A 20,131-nucleotide genomic window follows, 5' to 3' on the forward strand; every position below is an offset into this window, starting at 1 on the left:
TAGCATTCAACCCAAGCGAAACATGGAGCGACTCATGGTTGATCAACCTTCTACCGCAACAACTCCACATTCTAATTTAGATACAAAAACTCGTCTAAAATCAATTTTGGGCGGTTCTGCCGGTAACCTTGTCGAATGGTACGACTGGTATGTATATGCCGCATTTACGCTCTATTTTGCTCATGCCTTTTTCCCAAAAGGAAGTCAAACTGCTCAACTTCTTCAAGCAGCTGCAATTTTCGCAGTAGGTTTCCTTATGCGTCCCATCGGCGCATGGATTATGGGAATCTATTCAGACCGTAAAGGACGCAAAGCGGGTCTTACACTTTCCGTCACTTTAATGTGTATAGGTTCGCTGCTTATTGCCGTGACGCCAAGTTATGAAAGTATTGGTGTATTTGCTCCTCTTCTTTTAGTTGTCGCTCGTTTAATTCAAGGCTTAAGTGTAGGCGGTGAATATGGGGCTAGTGCTACCTATTTAAGTGAAATGGCTGAAAGAAATCGACGTGGTTTTTTCTCGAGCTTTCAATATGTCACCTTAATTGCAGGACAACTGACAGCTCTATGTGTTCTTTTAATATTACAAATGGTATTAACCGAACAACAGTTGCATGATTGGGGATGGCGTATTCCATTCTTTATTGGTGCTTTACTTGCCATTGTTGTGTTCCGTATTCGTCGTGGCTTATTAGAAACACAATCTTTTAAAAATGCTCAAGCTGAAAAAGACCAACCACAATCAGGCATGTTTGCTTTATTCAAGCACTACCCTAAAGAAGCTTTTACAGTATTATTTTTAACAGCTGGTGGAACTTTAGCTTTTTACACCTACACCACTTACCTACAAAAATATTTAGTAAATACATCCGGATTTACAAAACCCGAAGCTACTCAAATTACTACTTTAGCGCTATTTATTTTCATGTGCTTACAGCCTGTAGCCGGTGCTTCGTCAGACCGAATTGGTCGAAAACCTCTTATGATTTTCTTCGGAATAACGGGTGTTTTATTCACATATATTTTATTTGATGCACTCGCAAACACGCATAACTACTGGACAGCTTTCTGGTTATGTTTTGGAGGTCTAGTGATGGTGACTGGCTACACTTCAATTAATGCTGTAGTGAAGGCCGAACTTTTCCCTGCTCATATTCGCGCTTTAGGAGTAGCTTTACCCTACGCGATTGCCAATACATTATTTGGCGGTACAGCAGAGTTCTTTGCTTTAAGTTTTAAAGAAGCTGGACATGAATCTTGGTACTTTATTTATGTGAGTATTATGATCTTCATTTCACTTATTATTTATATTTTTATGAAAGATACTAAGCATCATTCAAAAATTAAAGAACATTAATATTTTAACAAAAGAGCTAATATCGCCAGCCGATGTTAGCTTAAATCGTGCGATTAAGCCCCAACAATCGCTGTGTTTTATGAGATACTAGAGATAAGAATATAAGGATGATACTGATGAATAGAAGTATTTTATGTTTGGCATTAAGCAGTATGTTTGTTTTAACCGCTTGTCAGACCACCCCTCGACAATACAATGGTTCAACTGGCTATCAGATTGAAAACCAAACAAAAACTTCGGCAACTTTAGCTTACACATTGGCTAGCCGCACTAATCAGCAGTTAGATGAACGTAAATTGCAACGTGCTTGTCAAAATGTATTAGGCGCTCAAAAAGTTTATAAATTATCAGTTCTAAGCATTAATGAGATTTCAAACCCAGCTCAACAAGAACATTATGGCGTTCAATTGGGTGAAACTCGTGCCTCATTTGGTTTATCGAATACGCCAAGCTTAAACAATGGGGAAGATTATGCGACTCGCCAAGCACTTGAAGCACGTCCAAGTACATTAAAAGTAGTTCGTTATACTTGCTCATAATTTAAATAAGACGCTGTTCTTTTACAGCGTCTTATAAAAACTTACATTTCTAAATTCTTTAGCTTCATCAAGATCTGGCCATGTGGATGCACTTCTTTCATCAATTTTTTGATATTTTGGATGACTAAAGTTTTTAACACGACTATCTGCGACCCAGACCTCTGGTGCAAATTTCAAAAATTCATCTAAAAAGAAACGGTTGCACTGGTCATACAACACATCAGCAGCCAATAAAACATCAACTTGCTCTGCTTTATACAAATCGTCCAAATATTCGAGCTCTACACCATTAAGTAATGCATTTTCACGGCAAGCATTTAAGCTAACCTGATCAATGTCACAGCAGATTACTCGTTTTGCTCCAGCCATTTTCGCAGCAATAGCAACCACACCTGAACCCGCACCAAAATCTAATACCACTTTATCTTTAACATGATGCGGCTCTGCAAGTATCCATTGAGCCATCGCCAGACCAGATGCCCAACAAAAGATCCAATACGGCGTGTCATTCCAAATACGGCGAATGACTTCATCATCTAAGCGATCAGTTGGGAAAACGGGTGGAATCAACCACAAGGAAATAGGTGTTTCTGGTAACTGTTGTACCATCAACTCACAATGAGGAATCACTTCATGCAAGGCTTGAAGTAAATGTTCAGGGGCTTTGGCAAATTGAAAGGTGCAGCTCATAAATAAGCTCAACAATTTATAATTACTATTTGATTAACCACATTGCGAGCAAGACTAAAACAGCGGCTTATAACATGATAGCGTTTAGTTACTAAAAAATACGTTAGTTCAATTCCAATGTATTAATTACAGCAACCGTTTTGGTCTTGCGTAGCTTCGCTACTCATCCCGAAAGAAAAGTAACATACGTGCTCCTAACATTTACGCTAAACAGTAGGACGCCGTCGTGAATAAATTAAATTAACCTAAAGCTTTTTCAGCAGCTTCTACAGTTTGACGAATCAAAGTTGTAATTGTCATTGGACCTACACCACCTGGTACAGGCGTGTAAGCAGAAGCAATTTCTTCGATACCTTGAAGCTGGATATCGCCTACACCACCGCCATCACGTGGATGGAAACCAGCATCAACAACTACTGCACCTTGTTTAATCCAGTCTTTTTGGATGAGTTCAGCTTTACCTACAGCACCAACAATAATGTCAGCTTGTTTCACGAGTTCAGCTAAGTTTTGTGTGCGTGAATGGCAAATCGTTACTGTTGCATTCGCTTGCAATAGCATCATTGCCATTGGTTTACCTAAAATTGCTGAACGACCAACAACAACTGCATGTTTACCAGCAATTTCGATATTGTTTTCTTTTAAAATGGTCATAATGCCCGCAGGAGTTGCTGAACCATATGCAGCTTCGCCCATAGCCATACGGCCAAAACCAAGACAAGTTACACCATCAACATCTTTAGCTAATGAGATTGCATCAAAACATGCGCGCTCATCAATTTGTGCAGGAACGGGATGTTGTAAAAGAATACCGTGAACATCTGGATTAGCATTAAGCTTTTCGATTTCAGCTAATAATTGTTCTGTTGTAGTTTCTTGTGACAACTCAATTTTTAAAGAATCCATGCCTACTCGACGGCAAGCATTTCCTTTCATGCGTACATAAGTTGCAGATGCGCCATCATCCCCAACCAAAATAGTCGCTAAAATTGGGGTACGACCTGTTTTAGCTTTTAAAGCTTCAACACGTACTGACAAATTTTCTTCAATTTGCTTTGCTAATGCACGACCGTCTAAAACCAATGCCACAGCACATCTCCAAGGTAGACATGAATTTAATGTGCCAATAATACATGATTATTTGGACAAATTTATTCTAGATGTTGCTTTTATGTTCATCTTATCTCAAAACAGTATTGTTTTTTTTCTAAAGGTTGCTAATATGTGCATCACCAAATGTAGGCGGGGTGGCAGAGTGGTCATGCAGCGGACTGCAACTCCGTGGACGCCGGTTCGATTCCGACCTCCGCCTCCAAATTTGGTAAAGCCCGGGTGGTGAAATAGGTAGACACAGGGGATTTAAAATCCCCCGCCCACAAAGCGTGCCGGTTCGAGTCCGGCCCCGGGCACCACTTTCTAGTATAGAAATTGGTGCAATAAAAAATCCAGCATAAGCTGGTTTTTTTATGTCTAAAAAAAGGATACTTATTAGTATCCTTTTCCCATCCATATATTTAAGCAGTTTTTTGCTTATCTTGTTCAGGCGTTAAATTCGCATCTAACACCAATTGATAATGTCGACTTGAATCTACTTTATATTCTGCATTTTTAATTGAATCTACAAAAATCCAATCCGATTGTACTTGCGTATCATCGAGCGTAACAACCAAATAACCGCGTTGATTTAAATTACAATACGTCAATTCATCGATAAGCGTAGTAAAGGCAAATTCAAACTTTTGCAACTGAGCTAAAGGAATACTTAAATATTTTTCAAGACCCGGCGAAGAAACCGAGCTTGTCGCCAGTTCAACACCAACATACTTCCCCTTTTGGCTATACAAGTAAGATGTCCATGCATTATGGGTATCGCCAGCCAAAACAATAATTTTCTTATTAAACTCTGCCAATTTATCATACACAAACTCTCGCTCAGCATAGTACCCATCCCAAGCATCGAGATTATATGGAACTAAAGTTGTGACTCGCGCTTTTTCTTGAATAGTTAAAGTTGGATCACCCTGCTCTAATCGTAATTTCAATGTGACTAATTCTGTAATTTGCGCATTCATTTTAGCTAACGCATCTGGCGAAGTTCCACCTGAAGTAATTTGTCCCAGAGAGATCAACAACTCAGCAGGAATCCACATTTTACTCATTAAGACCTGCTGACCAATCACATTCCATGTTGCCGTCGATTGCTTTAATTTATCAACCAACCAATCTCTTTGTGTATGCCCCATTAAAGTACGCTTTGAATCTGTTAAATCAGCCTGAAATTTTTGAGCATCTAAACCAGAAGCTGTCATATAGTCCTTATATTCAAGCTGTTTATCTCGCGCAATAATGCGTGTATCTAGCATTGTTAGTTGTACAAGTGACCCAAAATTAAACTGACGATAAATATTTAGATGATCTGTGTTAGAAACAGGACGAATTGGCATCCATTCAAAATAAGCCTGTAGAGCAGCTAACTTACGATCAGAAAAAGATCCTTCATTATCTTGATGGTTTTCCGCCCCTTCACGCCAAGTATCATTTGCTAACTCATGGTCATCCCAAATTACAATGAAAGGATGACGTTGATGAACTGCTTGCAAGTCTCTATCCTGACGATATAGCGCATAACGTTTGCGATAATCATCTAATTTAATAATTTCTTTATTATTATCAGATGGCAAAGTACGGCCCAATTTTTCGGCATCTTCTGTCGCATATCCATCAGAGCCATATTCATAAATGTAATCTCCCAAATGAATGACTACATCCACATTCTGTTTTGCTATTTCACGATAAACGTAGAAGTAACCCGCAGGATAGTTAGAACAAGAACATACTGCAAAGCTGACCTTATTAGTACTTACAGGCAAAGTTTTAGTTTGACCAACAGGTGAAGTTTTATTCCCAAAATGGAAACGGTAATAATAAATGGTATCCGCCTGCAGTCCTGTTGCATCTACTTTCACGGTAAAATCATCTGTCTTAGTCGTTTGAACCACACCACTCTTTAAATTCAGCTTAAACTGGTCATCGGTAGCAATTTCCCAAGTGACCTTAAGGCGCGCACTAAGATCTACCGGTGTTAAACGCGTCCATAAAATTACTTTATCCTGCAAAGGGTCGCCACTCGCAACTCCATGTAAAAAATCTGCTTGTGTCTCCGAACTTTCTTCATCGGAACCATCATTACAACCCGTAAAAGCTACCGGCAAAGATAGCGCCCCAAAACCGAACAGACTTTTTTGAATTAATTCTCGGCGTGAAATTTTCTCTGACATAAAATTACCTAAGTTTTAAGCAATGAGTGTCTTAAAATTAAGTAGATAAGATGAACAACTGATCTCAGTTTAATGAATAAATCATGACATAAATTGGTTAATTTATATAAATACGAACAAGAACTGATTGAAAATAAAGCAAACTATCTGATTTTCTCTTGCCAATCGCGTACTTGTCCTCTATTATTGCGCACATGCCCGGGTGGTGAAATAGGTAGACACAGGGGATTTAAAATCCCCCGCCCACAAAGCGTGCCGGTTCGAGTCCGGCCCCGGGCACCATTTTCAAATATTGAATTTGGTGCTACAAAGAATCCAGCGTAAGCTGGTTTTTTTATGCCTAATTAAAATGAATTGTATGATAAGAATATTATTACTTCTATTTAGCATCCTTCTCTTAACAAAGGTTCATGCTACAGATCTTTTTTCTAGCACTGTTTATTTCAGAGATAACCATTAGTATTTTTCAGGTTACTCTATCAACAAAGATGATTATTTAATTAAAACATCCGAACAGATAATAGATAAATTCAAAGCATTAGAACGAAAAATAGAAACTTATTGGGTCAATTTATTAGCAGACGCCGACTCTCAAGAGATATGGTGTTTGAGTTTTTAAATTAAGGAAATAGATGAAATTCATTTAAAAGCATCTTTTCATTTATTAGATGCATTTGAAGATATTGAGAATCGAGAGTAATCACCACTCTCGATTCATCACCAGCTCTTCCATTTCAAGGTCTAAATATCCTGCATCCTGTGCCACCATCATCATTGCTTCAGCAATATAGTCAGCAGCACTATCATCCAAGGAAGAATCTAGATCTTCGAACTGAGGTTTCATTTCATTGATTTCAATGACAGTTTGATGAGCATATCGATAAATATCCTGATCAGCTAAAGCAGGCTTCTGAACTTTTTTGGCAAATTGTTCAATTAACTGCTTGAGTTCAGCGACTAAAATATCTGGATAATACTCATCATCAAACATTGGGAGAAGTAAGTCTTCGAACATACAAAAGTTTACACAGCAGCAGAAACCTGCCGCTTATAACATATTTTCAAAACAATAACGACAATTTTCCCTGACTCAATCATCTAACCCATGAAATTAATCAATCATAGTCTGATTATAAAAGCATATTTTTTTAAGCTTGTTTCATCGCTTTCCAAACAAGAATTGCATCATGCATAGCTTTTACATCATGTGCACGAACAATTGACGCTCCTTGCTGAATACTAAGCAAATGCCCCGTAACACTTCCTACCGCACGCTGATCTGCAGCTACGCCGTGTAAAGCTTCACCAATAAAACGTTTACGAGAAAGGCCAGATAAAATTGGATAACCCATTTCACGAAGTTTCCAAAATTCACTTAACAGTCTTAAATTTTGCTGCGCATTTTTTGCAAAACCAAATCCAGGATCAATAATAATATTCTGTTTTTTTACACCCGCAGTTAAAGCCTCTTCTACACGCTGCTGAAGCTCTTGCATCACGTCCAGTGTCACATTCGCATATTGATCTAGCTGATTCATTGTAGTTGGCTCACCACGCATATGCATGATCACCACAGGGATATCCAACTCTACTGCCGTTTTTAAAGCATTTGGTCGAGTAAGCGCACGTACATCATTCCAAATATGAGCACCCGCTTCTTTTGCTGCACGGATAACATCTGGCTGACTCGTATCAATTGATAGAATCACATCATGTTTAGTTAAAGCTTCAACTACAGGCACAACTCTTCTAATTTCTTCTTCTATACTTACCTCAGATGCCCCTGGACGGGTAGATTCCCCACCAATATCAATAATGGTAGCACCCTGCTCTATCATGACTAGCGCATGTGCAATAGCTTGATCCACTTGATTATGTTTTCCGCCATCACTAAAAGAATCTGGGGTGACATTTAAAATACCCATAACATGAGGTTGTGATAAATCCAACTGAAGCTGCCCACATTGTAGAATTTGCTGAGGTAAAGGCATTAACTGCATGACAAGCTCCAATTTAATATTCGGCAACATTTTAACAAGACTCTCATCAATATACTGCTGATTTCTTTTCGGCTTTGTCTGAAATACATGCATAAAAAAAGAGCCACATGACTGTGGCTCTTTTGCTTAACTCATTTAGTTCATTGCTGGTAATGGTGGGGGTGTAGATGGACCATCTTTTGGTGGTTCAAATGCAGCCACTGGATTTTCAGCAACATAGACTTTAGGTGGTTGTGGCTCACGACCTTCCATAATGTCACGAATTTGATCACGATCAATGGTTTCCCATTCCATCAAAGCTTTTACCATTGCATGTGCAATATCTTTATTACCTTCTAAGATATTACGTGCAACTTTATATTGCTCATCAAGAATACGGCGTACTTCTTCATCAACCAACTGTTGAGTTGCTTCAGAAATTGTACGGCTTCCTACATTTCCAAAGAAACCATTCTGGTTTTCGTCTTCGTAAACCATTACGCCCATTTTGTCAGACATACCGTACTTAGTAACCATTGCACGCGCCATTTTAGTAGCTCGCTCAAAGTCATTTGAAGCACCAGTAGATTGCTGTTGGATAAATACTTCCTCAGCAATACGACCACCAAACAAAATCGCAATTTCATTTAGCATCTTGTCTTTATAATGGCTAATCTGGTCTTGTTCAGGTAACTGCCAAGTTACACCCAAAGCCCAACCACGTGGCATGATCGTTACTTTATGAACAGGATCTGTACCAGGCAAAATCTCTGCAACAATTGCATGACCAGCTTCATGATAAGCAGTTGCACGACGCTCTTCTTCACGTAGAACCATCGACTTACGCTCTGGACCCATGTAGATTTTGTCTTTTGCATCTTCAAAGTCATGCATGTCGACCGTATTTTTATTACGGCGTGCAGCAAATAATGCAGCTTCGTTAACAAGGTTAGCCAACTGTGCACCAGAGAAACCTGGCGTACCACGTGCTAACACTTTCATGTCCACACCTGTAACTGAAGGTAATTTTTTCAAATGTACATTCAGAATTTGCTCACGACCACGAATATCCGGTAAACCAACCATTACTTGACGGTCAAAACGACCTGGACGTAATAATGCTTTATCAAGCACATCAACACGGTTAGTTGCAGCAATAACGATTACGCCTTCATTACCTTCAAAACCATCCATTTCCACAAGCATCTGGTTTAAGGTTTGTTCACGCTCATCATGACCACCACCTGTACCCGAACCACGGTGACGACCAACTGCATCAATCTCATCGATAAAGATGATACATGGCGCGTGACGCTTCGCTTGCTCAAACATATCACGGACACGGGACGCACCCACACCCACGAACATTTCTACAAAGTCAGAACCTGAAATGCTGAAGAAAGGAACCTTCGCTTCACCAGCAATTGCTTTAGCTAATAATGTTTTACCAGTACCCGGAGGACCAACCATAAGTACGCCACGAGGAATAGTCGCGCCCAAACGTTTGAATTTTGCAGGGTCTTTTAAGAAATCAACAATTTCAACAACTTCTTGTTTTGCTTCATCACAGCCGGCGACGTCAGAAAAATTGACTTTGATCTGGTCTTCAGAAAGCATTTTTGCCTTCGATTTACCAAAACTCATCGGTCCATTCTTTCCGCCTGCACCACCACCCATGTTACGCATAAAGAACATGAATAACAAAATGATTAACAGTACAGGGAAACTAGCAATGAGAAGTTGCATCAAAATGCCTTGACGTTGTGGAGCTGTTCCCTCAACAACAACATTTTGTTTATTTAAGCTTGGCATAAGCTCAGTGTCTTCAACTTGCGGACGAACAGTTTCAAACTGTGATCCGTTAGTTTTTTCACCATTAATATTTAAACCGTCAATTGTGACTTGCTTAATTTGGCCACTATTCACCGCTGCAACGAAATCTGAATATTTCATCGCAGTAGGCTTGTTGCGGTCACTGATATTACTGAAAATTAAAATCAGAACACCAAGTATTATTAGCCACAATACGGCATTCTTGAAGTAATCGCTCAAAGCTTTATTCCCATATCGATCTAATTTGATCATGCCCAATCTTGGCCGATCGTCATAAAAGCAGCAACTGTATTGCTTGCGGATAACCTAAAAGTACAAAATGCACAATTTTTAGGAGCTTGGCAAGTAAACTTTATTGCAATGCTTTCTTACGCCCTTGTCCAACCAAAAAAACTTCTTTAGATCGTGCACGAGAAGCTGCTGGTTTTACTGTTTTTAACACATCAAAACTATCAACTACTTGTTTACGAAACTCATCGAATCCTGCACCTTGGAACACCTTAACCACAAGTTGTCCATTAGGACCAAGAACCTTTTGAGCAAAATCTAAAGCCAGTTCACATAAGTAAATCTGTCTAGGTTGATCAACAGCCCTATTACCAGATGTATTGGGGGCCATATCAGAAATTACAATGTCTACTTGTCGCCCATTTAAAATATTTAACAATTTTTCAAATACATCTTCTTCTCTAAAGTCGCCTTGTAAGAAAGTGACATCAGGCAAAGCATCCATAGGCAAAATATCGGAAGCAATCACTAAACCTTTGCTACCAACAAGTTTGCCAGCGATTTGAGACCAACTACCAGGAGCCGCGCCTAAATCTACTACCGTCATGCCTGGCTTGATCAGCTTATATTTTTCTTGAATTTCAAGAAGTTTATAGGCCGCTCGAGCACGATACCCTTCCTTTTGAGCTTTTTTAACAAAAGGATCGTCTAGATGTTCTCTCATCCACGCACGACTACTTTTCGACAATTTCTGGTTTGTAATGCGTGTTGCCATAACTCACTAAATATCAAAAAAACTTCTGATCGTTCATTGTACGTGAAAATTACTCTCATTACAGTACGGATGTAGCTTAATCTCACTAAGTTTTACAGTTTTTTTCCAATAATGTTGATCGATTATTTATACAGTTTTTCGTACATCTGGATTTAAGTTTTTTGCTATACTAAGCCGTTTTTAAAATCAGGTATTTTTAATGGCCGCTTTATCTATCCATGAACGTAAACGTTTACGTCAAATTGGTCATGTGCTTAATCCAGTTGTCATGATTGGTGGACAAGGCTTAACAGACGCGGTAATCGAAGAAACGCTTCGTGCTTTAAACGACCATGAGCTTATTAAAGTTAAGATTGCTGGTGAAGACCGTGAAGCACGTACTGCAACAATTGAAGCAATTGTAGAAGCAACTGGTGCAGAAGCTGTGCAAAAAATTGGTAAAATTGTTTTGCTTTACAAAAAAGCAGCTAAACAAAACCAGCATTTGTCTAATCTTGTTCGTCACGCTCACTTAGCAAACTAATTTAATTTGACAAACTATGGCAAGTTACGAACTTTCAGCTTTTGATCGTTTTCATGCTGTTTCCGTTGTTGGCGCAATTGAACAGCAAGCACCCTATACTTTAAATATCGGTTTTTGGATTCGTGATCCAAATCAACTTATTATCTGGCCTCAAGAAGTCGCGGCTCATCCTCGTCAAGATTTTTTGTGGGAAGAAACTTGTTTCGAAATTTTTGTTGGCGTGCATGATGAAGATTATTATCGGGAAATTAATCTTTCCCCTTCTCAAGCATGGCAGTCATATCAGTTTGAAGAATATCGCTATCCAGAAAGTATACCTCCCCTTGCTGCTTACGATATTGAACTGAATCATCTCAAGCGTACTCACTATGGCTTAAATGTTAGTCTCGATTTAGGGCAATTTATGCAACAGCATCGCTTGAAATGGGCAAACCTTTATTTAGGTTTAACTACAGTTTTAAAAACCAAAGAAGGTATGCAGTACTATGCAATGCAGCATAGTGGAAAAAGTGCAGATTTCCATAATAAACGTGACTGGTTACATCAGTTCTAAAAATAAAAAAGCGAGAAATTAATTCTCGCTTTTTTATAGCTGGACCAAAGCAGAGATCATTAATTGTCTCGTGCTTTATTCCAAGCTTCGACTGCATTATTTTTAGTACGTTTAATACTTTCACTTAGAGAATCTTTGTGTTTTAAAGAAATCTGGCTAATATCACCTTTAAGCTCTTTGCTCACTTTTGTTAAATCTTCAATAAGCGCATTAATTTCTGCTTTCAAAGCATTTTTAAGATCAGATAAGCCTTCTTGCGAAGTACTAAACTGAGCCTTAATCACATCAAGACGTTGTAAAATATCTTGTTTAATTTGGACAAATTGATTTTGAATATTTCTATTTAACTCATGAGTTTCAGCTTCAATTTTCTCTTGAGCCTCGCTTAAAACTTCTTGGACTTGTTCTTGAGTTTCAGCAATCGCCTCTTTTACCTGAGCTTTAGCTTCAGTAGCAACTTCTTTAACTTGCTCAGTTTTTTCAGCAACAGTTTCTTTTACCTGTGCTGTTTTAGCGGTTACTGTTTTTTTAGCCTTAGTTGTAGTTGCAGCTATCGTTTCTTTCACTTCATTGACCTCAGCTTTGACTGATTCAACTACTGCTTGAGTTTTTTCACTCACCTCTTTTGAAACTTCATTATTGCTCATACTATTTCCTCATATTGTTTATTTTTTAACTAGCAATACAATAAATCCAGTTCAAAGAATTCTCCTTGCAAATTGTTAGACAATTTATCAAAAGTATCTGATTCAGATGAGTGGATAATTTTTTTATAAAAAGCAAGCAATGAATTATATTTTTTAGCAGAAAAGAAATAGACTTTTAGGGGTTCCATGCGTATAATGCGCTGTTAAGTTACAAGCGGGCAGACCGATAGGGAGGGCATGTTTTATCCAAACATTGCCGATCTTTTTTGGGTCTACTCGCTTTTTTACAGCCGAAATTCAGGAGCTTTGGTTTGAGCATCCCCGCCATTTTAGCCCTCGCAGATGGAACGATCTTTAAAGGAACGTCAATCGGCGCAACGGGAAGTACGACTGGAGAAGTCGTTTTTAACACAGCCATGACTGGCTATCAAGAAATTTTGACTGACCCAAGTTATGCACAACAAATTGTGACATTAACTTACCCTCATATTGGTAACACTGGTTGTAACGCGGAAGACGTTGAATCTGGTCGTATCCATAAAGTATGGGCGAATGGTTTAATTATTCGTGACCTTCCTCTACTACACAGTAACTTCCGTGCTGAGCAGTCTCTTAGTGAATATCTGCAAGAACACAATGTTGTTGCAATCGCAGATATTGATACGCGTAAATTAACACGTATTTTACGTCAGACTGGTGCACAAAACGGATGCATCCTTGCTGGTGAAAATATTACTGAAGAAGAAGCAATTGCAAAAGCTCGTGCTTTTGGTGGCTTAAATGGCTTAGACCTTGCAAAAGAATGTTGTGATCCAACTGGTTTTGAATGGTCTGAAGGTTCATGGACTCTAGGTCAGGGCTTCTCTCAACCTGAATTAAAATATCATGTAGTTGCATACGATTACGGTGTCAAAACCAACATCTTACGTATGCTTGCAGACCGCGGTTGCAAATTAACCGTTGTACCTGCAGAAACTCCGGCTGAAAAAGTATTGGCACTTAATCCGGATGGCGTATTCCTTTCAAATGGTCCTGGCGATCCAGCTGCTTGTGATTACGCAATCGAAGCTGTAAAAACTATTGTTGAAACCACAACATTACCTGTATTTGGTATTTGCTTAGGCCACCAAATCTTGGCACTCGCTTCTGGTGCAAAAACTGTAAAAATGAACCATGGTCACCACGGTGCTAACCACCCTGTACAAAATCTTGAAGATGGTACAGTGATGATTACTTCACAGAACCATGGTTTTGCTGTAGATGCAGAAACTTTACCGGCTAACTTAAAAGCAACGCATAAATCATTGTTCGATGGCACCTTACAAGGTATCCACCGCACAGACAAACCAGCTTTCAGCTTCCAAGGTCACCCTGAAGCAAGCCCTGGTCCACATGATTGTGCACCTTTGTTCGATCATTTCATCGAACTTATCGAAGCATCTAAACAGTAATTACGGAGCGAATAATGCCTAAACGTACGGATATTAAAAGCATCTTAATTATTGGTGCTGGCCCGATTGTGATTGGACAGGCATGTGAGTTTGACTACTCAGGTGCTCAAGCATGTAAAGCACTTCGTGAAGAAGGCTACCGTGTTATTTTGGTTAACTCTAACCCAGCTACCATCATGACAGATCCTTCAATGGCTGATGCAACTTATATTGAGCCGATTACTTGGCAAACAGTTGCACAGATTATTGAAAAAGAACGTCCAGATGCAGTATTACCAACTATGGGTGGTCAAACTGCATTGAACTGTGCCCTCGCACTTGATGAGCATGGCGTTCTTGAAAAATATAATGTTGAATTAATTGGCGCAAGCAAAGAAGCGATTGAGAAAGCCGAAGATCGTAAACTCTTCGATATCGCTATGCGTAAAATTGGATTGGAATGTCCAAAAGCTGCCATTGCTGAAACCATGGAAGAAGCTTTAGCAATCCAGTCACGCTTTGGTTTCCCAGTAATTATCCGTCCATCATTTACAATGGGGGGTTCGGGCGGTGGTATTGCATATAACCGCGAAGAATTCCTTGAAATTTGTGAACGTGGTTTTGACCTCTCTCCTACTCACCAGTTATTGATTGATGAATCATTAATTGGCTGGAAAGAATACGAAATGGAAGTTGTTCGTGACAAAAACGACAACTGTATTATCGTATGTGCGATCGAAAACTTTGACCCAATGGGCGTTCACACGGGTGACTCAATTACCGTTGCTCCTGCTCAGACATTAACAGACAAAGAATATCAATTGATGCGTAATGCTTCAGTTGCAGTTCTTCGTGAAATTGGTGTTGAAACAGGTGGTTCTAACGTTCAGTTCGGTATTAACCCGAAAGATGGACGTATGGTTGTCATTGAGATGAACCCACGTGTATCTCGTTCATCTGCTCTTGCTTCTAAAGCAACAGGTTTCCCAATCGCAAAAATCGCAGCAAAACTTGCTGTTGGTTATACTCTTGATGAGTTGAAAAATGACATCACTGGTGGCGTGACTCCTGCAAGCTTTGAACCATCGATTGACTATGTTGTAACGAAGATTCCTCGCTTTAACTTCGAGAAATTCCCGCAAGCAGAACCAGTTCTTACCACTCAGATGAAATCTGTTGGTGAAGTCATGGCAATTGGCCGTAACTTCCAAGAATCTGTACAAAAAGCATTACGTGGTCTTGAAGTTGGTGTAAGCGGTTTCGATGAAAAAATCGAAGCTGGTGCAACAAATGCAAAAGAAACAATTTTAAAAGAGCTTAAAGTTCCAGGCCCTGAGCGTATCTGGTATGTAGCAGATGCTTTCCGTCATGGTTTCTCTTTAGATGAAGTGTTTGAAGCAACCAAAATTGATCGTTGGTTCCTCATTCAAATTCAAGACATCGTTAAAACTGAAGCTGAAGTAAAAGCTTTAGGTTTTGGTGACTTAAACGCTGACAATATCCGTGCTTTCAAACGCAAAGGTTTATCTGACCTTCGTATTGCACACCTCATGGGTATTTCACAAAAGCAATTCCGTAAACAACGTTGGAACTTGGGTGTTTACCCAGTTTACAAACGTGTTGATACATGTGCTGCCGAGTTTGAATCTGGTACTGCATATATGTATTCAACTTACGATGAAGAATGTGAAGCAAATCCATCAAATCGTGACAAGATCATGGTTATTGGTGGCGGTCCAAACCGTATTGGTCAAGGTATCGAATTTGACTACTGCTGTGTACACGCTGCATTAGCTATGCGTGAAGATGGTTATGAAACAATCATGGTTAACTGTAACCCTGAAACTGTTTCTACTGACTACGACACGTCAGATCGTTTGTACTTCGAACCTGTAACACTTGAAGATGTACTTGAAATCGTACGTACTGAGAAGCCAAAAGGCGTGATCGTACAGTACGGTGGTCAAACACCTCTTAAATTGGCACGTGCTTTAGAAGAAGCTGGTACACCAATTATTGGTACATCACCAGATGCAATTGACCGTGCAGAAGACCGTGAACGTTTCCAACAAATGATCCAACGTTTACAGCTTCGTCAACCAAACAACAGCATTGTAAAATCTGCTGAAGAAGGTATCTCTGAAGCTGCAAAAGTAGGTTATCCGTTAGTTGTTCGCCCATCTTATGTACTAGGTGGTCGTGCAATGGAAATCGTATATAACGAAGAAGAACTTAAACGTTACCTTCGTGAAGCAGTTCAGGCATCTAACGAAGCCCCTGTCCTTCTTGATCGCTTCCTAGATGATGCAACTGAAGTTGATGTTGACTGTGTATCTGACGGTAAAGACGTTGTGATCGGCGGTATTATGCAGCACATCGAACAAGCCGGTATTCACTCAGGTGACTCTGCATGTTCAATTCCTCCTTATTCTTTATCAAAAGAAATTCAGGATGAAATGCGTCGTCAAACTGTTGCGATGGCAAAAGAACTTGGTGTGGTTGGTTTGATGAATGTTCAGTTCGCAGTTAAAGGCGATGATGTTTACATTCTTGAAGTTAACCCACGTGCTTCACGTACAGTTCCATTCGTATCGAAATGTATTGGTGATTCTTTAGCAAAAGTAGCTGCACGCTGTATGGCTGGTCAATCACTTGAATCTCAAGGATTTACTAAAGAAATCATTCCAACACACTTTGCTGTGAAAGAAGCTGTTTTCCCATTCGCTAAATTCCAAGGCGTAGACCCAATGCTTGGGCCTGAGATGAAATCTACAGGTGAAGTAATGGGCGTAGGTAAAACATTTGGTGAAGCATTCTATAAAGCTGTTTTAGGCTCAAATGAACGCTTACCAGGTTTACCAACTGAAGGCGAAGTAAAACATGCTTTCCTATCAGTACGTGAATCTGACAAGAAATATATTGCAGATATCGCTAAGAAATTAGCTGCATATGGCTTCAAGCTTATTGCAACAGGTGGTACATACCAAGTGCTTAAAGAAGCAGGTTTAGAATGTGAATCTGTGAATAAAGTAACTGAAGGTCGTCCACATATTGTTGACCGCTTGAAAAATGGTGAAATACACCTTATTGTCAATACCACTGAAGGTAAACAGGCTCAATATGACTCTGCAATGATTCGTCGTGCTGCCCTACAAGGCAAAGTGTATTACACAACGACTATCAATGGTGCAGAAGCTGTTTGCCAAGCTTTTGATGTGAAATTGCCAATGGATGTATACCGCTTGCAAGATTTAACTGTAGGTTAATTTGTTACCGATAAGTCCCGTCACCTTATCGGTGGCGGGATTTTTTCATTTTTTTTAACTGTGTTTTCTCAAATTAAGAGGGACCAAAATGCAACGCTATCCAATGACCCCTGAAGGTAAAATTGCCTTAGAGAAAGAATTACAACATTTAAAATCTGTTGAACGTCCACGTATTATTCAAGCTATTGCAGAAGCACGTGAACATGGCGACTTAAAGGAAAATGCTGAATATCATGCTGCACGTGAACAGCAAGGTTTCTGTGAAGGCCGTATTCAGGATATCGAAGGTAAATTAGGCGCTGCTCAAGAAATTGATGTTAAAACACTTGAGCAAAATGGCCGTGTTGTTTTTGGTGTAACAGTAACAATTGAAAATCTTGATACTGAAGAACGTAAAACTTATAAAATTGTTGGCGATGACGAAGCAGATTTTAAAATTAATAAAATCTCGGTGAATTCACCAATCGCACGTGGTCTTTTGAGTAAGAGTGAAGGCGATGAAGTAAAAATCGTGACTCCTCAAGGCGAAGTCGAATATGAAATCGTAAGTGTAGAATATCTCTAAGATAATGCACAACTAGCCCCTCTTTATGAGGGGTTTTTATTCACTATCATCGATATATTTTTGGGAAATCACACATGGATAACTCTTTAATTAACACTCCAGTTCGTCATTGGTGTGAGTTTGAATTTATCCATAAAACTGTTAAAAACCCCAATATTCATATCAGCGGTCATTATTCTTATTATTCAGCCTATTGGGATCAAGGTTTTGAACGTTGTGTCGTGCGTTATTTACATGATAAAGCCTCGACACCTGATAAACCAATTGATCAACTTCATATTGGTAATTTTGTTTGCTTTGGCGCTGAATGCGTCATCATGATGGGTGGCAATCAACTTCATAGACCAGACTGGATTTCGACTTTCCCTTTTGATACCCGCAGCTTTTTAACAGCTGGTGATACTGTAATTGCCGATGGATGCTGGATTGGTAGCCGTGCAATGATTATGCAAGGGGTCAAACTTGGTGAAGGTGCTGTCGTTGCAACCGGTGCTGTGGTCACTAAAGATGTTCCCCCCTATGCAATTGTAGGTGGCGTGCCTGCAAAAATTATTAAATATCGTTTTCCACAAGAACAAATCAATAAACTGCTTGCTTTAAAACTCTATGATTTGGATGAGAAGCAAATTTTGAAAATACGCGAATATTTACAAACTGATGATATAGATGCTTTATCTACACATATGGAAAATTTGCGGAATCTATAAAAATATATCTACAAAAATTTGTTGTTATAAACTCACAAATGATTACGTGCTTGAATTTAAATCGTCAAAAAATAAGTATAAAGTATTGAATAAATAAGCATCATTACAATAAGGAAAACACTCATGTTATATCAACATATTCTTGTACCAATTGACGGTTCTGAAACTTCTTTAATTGCCATGAAAGAGGCAATCAAACTGGGAAAAGCGTTAAATAGTAAAATTACGGTTGTGCAAGTGATGGCTCTTGATCCGTTTATTGCTGACGCCTATGTAAAAACTGGTCAAACGAATGATTTGATTGAACGGACAAGAACCTATTTACTCGATATTTTAGAACACGCAAAACAAGAATTTGCCAATGAAGGCATTACTGTCGAAACCAAACTACTTGAAGGTTTTGTTGTACATGAAGAGATTATTCAGGCTGCTCAAGACCTAAATGCAGATCTGATTGTCATGGGTTCTCATGGCCGTACAGGGGTCCGAAAACTTGTACTGGGTAGTGTTGCACAAAAAGTCTTAGGCGAAAGTCATATTCCTGTTTTAATTGTTCGATAATTTCAATATTGCCTATTTTGTTAATTCTAATAATTTAGGCAATGATTTTTAAAAAATAGCCTTTTCAGTATTTCAAGGCTGCCAAGCAAATTGCTTTAAATTTACTTTACCATTTAACAAATAGACTCCTTCAGCTTCTAGCTTTAACTGCTGAATATTTTCACCCTTGTCATTAAATTTGCTTAGGCTAATTTTGCCTTGAGAATTAATAACCCGATACCAAGGGACTTGATGATCCGCTTCAAGATGTTTCAAAACATAGCCCACTAATCTCGCATGTTTAGGTAACCCTGCCATACGAGCCACTTGCCCATAAGTTGCGACTTTTCCGTAAGGAATCAAAGCAATGACTTCTAAAATCTGCCGATGTAGTTCATACTGAGTTGTCAAAATGGACTCCATAAAAATTGACATAATTCATATCATATAAAAATTTTTGACTAAAACTAAATGCAATCCAAGGTGGGCTTGAGGGAAATCTGCATGAAAAAAATATTATTGATGGTTACTGGGACTTTACTGTGTGCTTCTTGTACTACTCGCCCTCCTATTCCTTCAGGAGAAGTACCTAAAGTATCTATTGATGGCCGTCCTATCGTTCCTGTCACTTTCGTTTTTACCACTAACTCTCCAGAAGCTACAAAGTTTGATAATTACCAGCAGATGCGTAAAGAAATCAAAATATTAAATAAATATTATGTAGATGATAAAAATAATAAGATTTTTAAATTCAAATTACACCGTTATATCCCTTACGAAGAGTTTTCGAAATTACATTGCGATTTAAAACAGCAGATCAATCAACCTTACCCGATCTCTACTGAAACTATCCCTGCCAGTGTAAACACCTGTTTTCCTAAAAGAACTGCCAGTAAGGAAGTCATCGTTTTTATTTATGATGCCTACTCGACTAAATGGAAATTTGAAGATGTAACAAGTAGAGCATTTCGTAATAATGGTAAACCTTTTGTTTTATTAGATTGGAACCGACTCAATTATAATATTCAGGCTGGTAGCGTACATGAAATGGGGCATGTGTTCGGACTAAAACATGTTTGCGCGCCGAATGCTACAAAACGTACACCAACCAACATCATGGTGAGTGCCGAATGTAAACGTGGCAGCGGTGGACTTAGAAATTTAGGTTTTACACCGGTCCAACTTCAAACAATTTTAGAAAATTACCAACGTTATCCATAAAGA

General features: G+C 39.0%; 20 protein-coding genes and 3 tRNA genes. 13 read left to right on the plus strand and 10 right to left on the minus strand.

Translation table 11 applies throughout. The annotated features are described in order from the left end of the window. The first annotated feature begins 22 nt into the window (after window positions 1-22). Window positions 23-1,354: an MFS transporter gene (locus tag F886_RS17030; RefSeq protein ID WP_081402205.1), complete on the plus strand. Its 1,332-nt coding sequence runs from the start codon at window positions 23-25 to the stop codon at window positions 1,352-1,354. 116 nt (window positions 1,355-1,470) lie between these two features. Continuing rightward, entirely contained in the window at window positions 1,471-1,893 is a 423-nt protein-coding gene (locus F886_RS17035; RefSeq protein ID WP_005307920.1) for a hypothetical protein, read from the plus strand. 21 nt (window positions 1,894-1,914) lie between these two features. On the opposite strand, the gene F886_RS17040 is transcribed toward F886_RS17035, so the two are convergent. Continuing rightward, entirely contained in the window at window positions 1,915-2,583 is a 669-nt protein-coding gene (locus tag F886_RS17040; protein ID WP_005307923.1) for a class I SAM-dependent methyltransferase, read from the minus strand. A gap of 240 nt (window positions 2,584-2,823) precedes the next feature. After that, window positions 2,824-3,672 carry a bifunctional methylenetetrahydrofolate dehydrogenase/methenyltetrahydrofolate cyclohydrolase FolD gene (folD, locus tag F886_RS17045; protein WP_005307926.1) on the minus strand — a complete coding sequence of 283 codons (849 nt, stop codon included), beginning with the start codon at window positions 3,670-3,672 and terminating at the stop codon, window positions 2,824-2,826. 152 nt (window positions 3,673-3,824) lie between these two features. Between folD and F886_RS17050 the strand changes: the two genes are divergently transcribed. Continuing rightward, window positions 3,825-3,898, plus strand: a tRNA-Cys gene (locus tag F886_RS17050). An 11-nt stretch (window positions 3,899-3,909) separates the two neighbouring features. Beyond that, window positions 3,910-3,995, plus strand: a tRNA-Leu gene (locus tag F886_RS17055). 102 nt (window positions 3,996-4,097) lie between these two features. On the opposite strand, the gene F886_RS17060 is transcribed toward F886_RS17055, so the two are convergent. Continuing rightward, window positions 4,098-5,861 (minus strand): alkaline phosphatase D family protein, encoded by a 1,764-nt coding sequence (locus F886_RS17060; RefSeq protein ID WP_005307929.1) that lies wholly within the window; start codon window positions 5,859-5,861, stop codon window positions 4,098-4,100. 196 nt (window positions 5,862-6,057) lie between these two features. Here F886_RS17060 and F886_RS17065 point away from each other — a divergent pair. Continuing rightward, window positions 6,058-6,143: transfer RNA gene (locus tag F886_RS17065), tRNA-Leu, on the plus strand. 418 nt (window positions 6,144-6,561) lie between these two features. Here F886_RS17065 and F886_RS17070 read toward each other — a convergent pair. The 4 genes from F886_RS17070 to rlmE form a co-directional block, all read right to left on the minus strand. Next, the gene (locus tag F886_RS17070) at window positions 6,562-6,876 is read right to left on the minus strand and encodes a DUF5713 family protein (RefSeq protein ID WP_005307931.1); all 315 of its coding nucleotides are present in this window, start codon (window positions 6,874-6,876) and stop codon (window positions 6,562-6,564) included. A gap of 133 nt (window positions 6,877-7,009) precedes the next feature. Beyond that, entirely contained in the window at window positions 7,010-7,861 is an 852-nt protein-coding gene (gene folP, locus F886_RS17075) for a dihydropteroate synthase (RefSeq protein WP_005307933.1), read from the minus strand. Window positions 7,862-7,996: 135 nt separating this feature from the next. Further along, window positions 7,997-9,892, minus strand: a complete 1,896-nt coding sequence (ftsH, locus tag F886_RS17080; protein ID WP_034591375.1) for an ATP-dependent zinc metalloprotease FtsH — start codon at window positions 9,890-9,892, stop codon at window positions 7,997-7,999. A 133-nt stretch (window positions 9,893-10,025) separates the two neighbouring features. Next, on the minus strand, window positions 10,026-10,676 hold the full coding sequence (rlmE, locus tag F886_RS17085; protein WP_004790464.1) for a 23S rRNA (uridine(2552)-2'-O)-methyltransferase RlmE: 651 nt from the start codon (window positions 10,674-10,676) through the stop codon (window positions 10,026-10,028). A gap of 199 nt (window positions 10,677-10,875) precedes the next feature. On the opposite strand from rlmE, the gene yhbY reads away from it, so the two are divergent. Together yhbY and F886_RS17095 are read left to right on the plus strand one after the other, a co-directional pair. Continuing rightward, the gene (gene yhbY, locus F886_RS17090) at window positions 10,876-11,199 is read left to right on the plus strand and encodes a ribosome assembly RNA-binding protein YhbY (protein WP_004790462.1); all 324 of its coding nucleotides are present in this window, start codon (window positions 10,876-10,878) and stop codon (window positions 11,197-11,199) included. 16 nt (window positions 11,200-11,215) lie between these two features. Beyond that, window positions 11,216-11,752, plus strand: a complete 537-nt coding sequence (locus tag F886_RS17095; protein ID WP_004790459.1) for a DOMON-like domain-containing protein — start codon at window positions 11,216-11,218, stop codon at window positions 11,750-11,752. A gap of 59 nt (window positions 11,753-11,811) precedes the next feature. Here F886_RS17095 and F886_RS17100 read toward each other — a convergent pair whose 3' ends face one another. Further along, on the minus strand, window positions 11,812-12,399 hold the full coding sequence (locus F886_RS17100; protein WP_005307937.1) for a hypothetical protein: 588 nt from the start codon (window positions 12,397-12,399) through the stop codon (window positions 11,812-11,814). A 29-nt stretch (window positions 12,400-12,428) separates the two neighbouring features. After that, on the minus strand, window positions 12,429-12,587 hold the full coding sequence (locus tag F886_RS20075; protein WP_081399114.1) for a hypothetical protein: 159 nt from the start codon (window positions 12,585-12,587) through the stop codon (window positions 12,429-12,431). A 123-nt stretch (window positions 12,588-12,710) separates the two neighbouring features. Here F886_RS20075 and carA point away from each other — a divergent pair, with 123 nt between their 5' ends. From carA to F886_RS17125, 5 genes are all read left to right on the plus strand, one after another. Next, window positions 12,711-13,850 (plus strand): glutamine-hydrolyzing carbamoyl-phosphate synthase small subunit, encoded by a 1,140-nt coding sequence (carA, locus tag F886_RS17105; RefSeq protein ID WP_005307938.1) that lies wholly within the window; start codon window positions 12,711-12,713, stop codon window positions 13,848-13,850. Window positions 13,851-13,864: 14 nt separating this feature from the next. Next, window positions 13,865-17,095: a carbamoyl-phosphate synthase large subunit gene (carB, locus tag F886_RS17110; RefSeq protein ID WP_005307939.1), complete on the plus strand. Its 3,231-nt coding sequence runs from the start codon at window positions 13,865-13,867 to the stop codon at window positions 17,093-17,095. 88 nt (window positions 17,096-17,183) lie between these two features. Further along, complete coding sequence (greA, locus tag F886_RS17115) at window positions 17,184-17,660, plus strand: transcription elongation factor GreA (protein ID WP_005307940.1); 477 nt, start codon at window positions 17,184-17,186, stop codon at window positions 17,658-17,660. A 74-nt stretch (window positions 17,661-17,734) separates the two neighbouring features. Beyond that, window positions 17,735-18,367 (plus strand): CatB-related O-acetyltransferase, encoded by a 633-nt coding sequence (locus F886_RS17120; RefSeq protein ID WP_005307943.1) that lies wholly within the window; start codon window positions 17,735-17,737, stop codon window positions 18,365-18,367. A 123-nt stretch (window positions 18,368-18,490) separates the two neighbouring features. Next, on the plus strand, window positions 18,491-18,928 hold the full coding sequence (locus tag F886_RS17125) for a universal stress protein (protein WP_005307948.1): 438 nt from the start codon (window positions 18,491-18,493) through the stop codon (window positions 18,926-18,928). 72 nt (window positions 18,929-19,000) lie between these two features. On the opposite strand, the gene F886_RS17130 is transcribed toward F886_RS17125, so the two are convergent. Further along, complete coding sequence (locus tag F886_RS17130) at window positions 19,001-19,330, minus strand: MGMT family protein (protein WP_081402301.1); 330 nt, start codon at window positions 19,328-19,330, stop codon at window positions 19,001-19,003. An 81-nt stretch (window positions 19,331-19,411) separates the two neighbouring features. On the opposite strand from F886_RS17130, the gene F886_RS17135 reads away from it, so the two are divergent. Next, window positions 19,412-20,128: a zinc metalloprotease gene (locus F886_RS17135; RefSeq protein ID WP_005307953.1), complete on the plus strand. Its 717-nt coding sequence runs from the start codon at window positions 19,412-19,414 to the stop codon at window positions 20,126-20,128. The last annotated feature ends 3 nt before the right edge of the window (window positions 20,129-20,131 follow it).

It is taken from the genome of Acinetobacter sp. NIPH 542, assembly GCF_000369825.1.
Taxonomy (GTDB): Bacteria; Pseudomonadota; Gammaproteobacteria; order Pseudomonadales; family Moraxellaceae; genus Acinetobacter; species Acinetobacter oleivorans.

Coding starts and splice junctions, on each gene's coding strand:
- F886_RS17030 (WP_081402205.1), top strand. CDS start 23: ATGGAGCGACTCATGGTTGATCAACCTTCTACCGCAACAACTCCACAT.
- F886_RS17035 (WP_005307920.1), top strand. CDS start 1,471: ATGAATAGAAGTATTTTATGTTTGGCATTAAGCAGTATGTTTGTTTTA.
- F886_RS17040 (WP_005307923.1), bottom strand. CDS start 2,583: ATGAGCTGCACCTTTCAATTTGCCAAAGCCCCTGAACATTTACTTCAA.
- F886_RS17060 (WP_005307929.1), bottom strand. CDS start 5,861: ATGTCAGAGAAAATTTCACGCCGAGAATTAATTCAAAAAAGTCTGTTC.
- F886_RS17070 (WP_005307931.1), bottom strand. CDS start 6,876: ATGTTCGAAGACTTACTTCTCCCAATGTTTGATGATGAGTATTATCCA.
- folP (WP_005307933.1), bottom strand. CDS start 7,861: ATGCAGTTAATGCCTTTACCTCAGCAAATTCTACAATGTGGGCAGCTT.
- rlmE (WP_004790464.1), bottom strand. CDS start 10,676: ATGGCAACACGCATTACAAACCAGAAATTGTCGAAAAGTAGTCGTGCG.
- yhbY (WP_004790462.1), top strand. CDS start 10,876: ATGGCCGCTTTATCTATCCATGAACGTAAACGTTTACGTCAAATTGGT.
- F886_RS17095 (WP_004790459.1), top strand. CDS start 11,216: ATGGCAAGTTACGAACTTTCAGCTTTTGATCGTTTTCATGCTGTTTCC.
- F886_RS17100 (WP_005307937.1), bottom strand. CDS start 12,399: ATGAGCAATAATGAAGTTTCAAAAGAGGTGAGTGAAAAAACTCAAGCA.
- F886_RS20075 (WP_081399114.1), bottom strand. CDS start 12,587: ATGGAACCCCTAAAAGTCTATTTCTTTTCTGCTAAAAAATATAATTCA.
- carB (WP_005307939.1), top strand. CDS start 13,865: ATGCCTAAACGTACGGATATTAAAAGCATCTTAATTATTGGTGCTGGC.
- greA (WP_005307940.1), top strand. CDS start 17,184: ATGCAACGCTATCCAATGACCCCTGAAGGTAAAATTGCCTTAGAGAAA.
- F886_RS17120 (WP_005307943.1), top strand. CDS start 17,735: ATGGATAACTCTTTAATTAACACTCCAGTTCGTCATTGGTGTGAGTTT.
- F886_RS17125 (WP_005307948.1), top strand. CDS start 18,491: ATGTTATATCAACATATTCTTGTACCAATTGACGGTTCTGAAACTTCT.
- F886_RS17130 (WP_081402301.1), bottom strand. CDS start 19,330: ATGGAGTCCATTTTGACAACTCAGTATGAACTACATCGGCAGATTTTA.
- F886_RS17135 (WP_005307953.1), top strand. CDS start 19,412: ATGAAAAAAATATTATTGATGGTTACTGGGACTTTACTGTGTGCTTCT.